This window comes from Microcystis sp. M53603_WE2 (assembly GCF_030065435.1).
Window position 1 is genome coordinate 1 of the sequence record NZ_JASJFF010000455.1, and the last position, 3,400, is coordinate 3,400.

General features: G+C 46.3%; 5 protein-coding genes. All 5 read left to right on the forward strand.

Going from position 1 to position 3,400, the window contains the following annotated elements:
- Positions 1 to 592: DEAD/DEAH box helicase family protein (locus PX481_RS09515; protein ID WP_288094478.1), on the forward strand; the 592-nt coding region annotated here is incomplete at its 5' end.
- 93 nt (positions 593 to 685) lie between these two features.
- Positions 686 to 832: a hypothetical protein gene (locus tag PX481_RS09520; RefSeq protein WP_002761017.1), complete on the forward strand. Its 147-nt coding sequence runs from the start codon at positions 686 to 688 to the stop codon at positions 830 to 832.
- A gap of 182 nt (positions 833 to 1,014) precedes the next feature.
- A complete protein-coding gene (locus PX481_RS09525) occupies positions 1,015 to 1,581 on the forward strand; it encodes a photosystem I assembly protein Ycf4 (protein WP_002761019.1) in 567 nt (188 codons plus the stop codon).
- Between the two features lie 31 nt (positions 1,582 to 1,612).
- On the forward strand, positions 1,613 to 2,305 hold the full coding sequence (locus PX481_RS09530) for a peptidylprolyl isomerase (protein ID WP_002761022.1): 693 nt from the start codon (positions 1,613 to 1,615) through the stop codon (positions 2,303 to 2,305).
- A 175-nt stretch (positions 2,306 to 2,480) separates the two neighbouring features.
- Positions 2,481 to 3,400: beta-ketoacyl-ACP synthase (locus PX481_RS09535; protein WP_288094479.1), on the forward strand; the 920-nt coding region annotated here is incomplete at its 3' end.

Below are 3,400 nucleotides of genomic sequence, written 5' to 3' on the forward strand. Positions count from 1 at the left end.
AAACTATCCCGGGGTCAGTCGTACTACCTTAGAACTATTGGACTATTGGAACCGAGAAGGAAGAGAACATCGCCTATTTTTTGCTCAAAAAGAAGCAGTAGAAACCATAATTTTCCTGATTGAATCTCGCACCGACTTTCGCCAAGGGATTCATATTCCCCAAGATACCCCCATTGACAGCACTCTGAAAGCTTTCATCCGCTACGCCTGCAAGATGGCAACCGGAAGCGGTAAAACAACAGTGATGGGGATGTTAGCAGCATGGTCCATCCTCAACAAAGTAGCAGCTCCCAGTAAGGCTAAATTCTCCGATATTGTCCTGATTATCTGTCCCAATATCACCATTAAAAGTAGATTACAGGAACTCAACCCCGACAACGGCGAAGCTTCCTTATACCGTACCCGTGACCTCGTACCCTCTCACCTGATGGACAAACTGAGACGGGGTAAAGTCTTAGTGACAAATTGGCATATTTTTGAAAAGCGAGCGCCTGCCACGTGGTGGCTGATACCGATCAATGGGAACAGGCAGCCGCCTATATTATTGACAATCATCCCGCCACTGCAGCCTTTGTTAAAAATGAACGCTTAGGGTTTACTATTCCCAGACTTTATTATCCGTCTGAAGACAGCTAAATCTAACTATTTAATTTTAGAAACTAAAGGATGGGACGAACTGAGGGAAGTGAAGGAAGCAGCGGCTAAACCCTGGTGTAATGCCATTAATACCGACGGCAAACACGGTCATTGGCAATACTTTTTAACTGGATTGAGCAAAGTTAAAGAAGGAATTGATCAAGCAATGAGAGAAATCGAAGCATTAACCAACTAAATTTTCGATAACTTTTCTGGAAGGCAATCGCCGGTACAGAGTACCCTTGATCTTAATCAGAGAAAAAGTGTATGAGTGATTTTGGCGGCATTCCGCTCCCAATCAACACCCTGGATCGGGGTTGGGGAAGTGGCGAGAAAAAAAGCTGGTAAAATAACTCTAGGCAACCTTAAAAAGAATTCATGAAAGCGCAAACAACAAGTAAAGATAGCCTGATCCTACGGCAAGAAGTAGTGGGAGCGCGTCGCCCTAGTAACTATTTTTGGGCTGTAATCGTCTCTATTGGCGGTCTAGGGTTTCTCCTCGCCGGTCTTTCCAGTTATTTGAAGGTCAATCTACTTCTCGTTAGCGATACCAGTTCCTTACAATTTATTCCCCAAGGAGTCGCCCTCCTCTTTTACGGTACTGCGGGGACTCTTTTAGCCATCTATCTCTGGTTATCTCTCCTCTGGAATGTCGGAGGTGGTTACAACGAGTTTAACAAGGAAACTGGCAAAGTTAAAATCTTTCGTTGGGGCTACCCTGGCAAAAATCGTCGCATTGATCTCGATTGGCCTCTCGAAGATGTGCAAGCTGTGCGGGCCGAAGTGCGAGAAGGACTCAACCCGAAACGGGAACTATTCCTGCGGATTAAACAGCGTCGCGATATCCCTTTAACTCGCGTCGGCGATCCGATGTCCCTCTCGGAATTGGAAAATCAAGGAGCGGAACTCGCTCGTTTTCTGGAAATTCCTCTAGAGGGATTGTAGGCCTTTTTTCGATCTTTTTGGCTATAAAATAATGATGAAGATAAGAAAATCTGGCTGGCTGTCTGTAGTTTGTCTTTTTTTGATCACAACGACGACACTTTTCGGCTGTTCTTCCCCAGAAGCTAACTCCACCCCCGATAATTCTATGGATAATTACAAACCCCGCTTAGATGGAACTGCCGTGGTCGAGATGATCATCAAAGGTAAACCGGTAACGATCGAAATTGATGGCAATGCGGCCCCAATTACTGCCGGTAACTTTGTGGATCTGGTGGAGAGAGGTTTTTATAATGGTTTAACTTTCCATCGCGTGGTTACAGAACCGCAGCCTTTTGTCGCCCAAGGGGGTGATCCCCAAGGTCGCGGAACTGGTGGTTTTGTCGATCCGAAAACCAAGCAATCCCGTTATGTTCCCCTGGAAATTCTCCTCAAAGACGAAAAAGAGCCGATTTATGGGCAAGCAATCGGTCAACAGGCCACGGCCCGCACTCCCATCGTCGCTTTACCCCATAAACGCGGTGCAATCGCAATGGCCCGTTCTCAACAACCTAATTCCGCTTCTTCTCAGTTTTATTTTGCCCTGTCGGATATCAATTTCCTCGATGGTGATTATGCCGTTTTTGGTTATGTAACTGAGGGAATGGAAGTGATCGATACGATTAAACAAGGGGATAAAATTGACTCGGCCAAGGTTGTTTCCGGTGCAGAAAACCTGAAAAAATAGCGATCGGTTAGGGTGGGACCGGGCGACAATAATTTAATGTTCGCCGTCACCCGCCCAATCATTTAATATTCCGATAGCTGATAACTGATAGCTGATAACTGATAGCTGATAGCTGATAGCTGATAACTGATAACTGATAACTGATAACTGATAACTGATACCTGATAACTGATAAATGAATGTTGTGGTGACGGGAATTGGGTTGATCAGTTCTCTGGGAAATTTAAGTCAGAGTTGGCAAAGATTACTAGAGGGCAAAACTGGTATAACTAGGCAACAACCCTTTTCTGATTTACCCGCTTTACCCTTGGGTTTAATCGGTCACAAACCGGCATTTTTAGAGGATTTAACCAAAATTGCCCTGATTGCTGCCCTTGAAGACGCTCAATTAACCCCTCCCTTAAAGGATTGTGGTGTCACTATCGGTTCTAGTCGCGGTTGTCAGGGTTTATGGGAACGGATGGCAGCGACGGGAATAGTAGAAAACTGGTTAGATAGTTTACCCGATCGCGCCTCGGTATTGACCGCTAGATTGATAGAAACCGGCGCCCCAGTGTTAGCACCCATGGCGGCCTGTGCCACGGGCATCTGGTCGCTCGCACAGGCTGTAGAATTAATTACTATGGGAGAATGCGATCGAGTTTTAGCCGGGGCGCTCGAAACCCCGATCACTCCCTTAACTTTGGTGGGATTTGAACAGATGGGAGCTTTGGCGAAAACGGGCTGTTATCCTTTTGATAGAGCTAGGGAGGGCTTGGTTTTGGGCGAAGCTGGGGCGATTTTCGTCCTTGAATCCGAAGAACTGGCTTTAAGCAGAAATGCCCCCATCTACGGGCAAATTTTGGGCTATGGTTTTACCTGCGATGCCGATCATGTCAGCGCCCCGGCGGTGAATAATCGTAGTGCTACCAAAGCCATAGAACTATGTTTGCACAGAAGTCAATTAAGAAAAGATGAAATTAATTACATTCACGCCCACGGCACTAGCACGCGTTTAAACGATGAACGGGAGGCAAACCTGATCGCCAGCATTTTTGGCTCGCAAGTGGCTGTAAGCTCGACAAAAGGGGCAACAGGACACACTTTAGGGGCTTC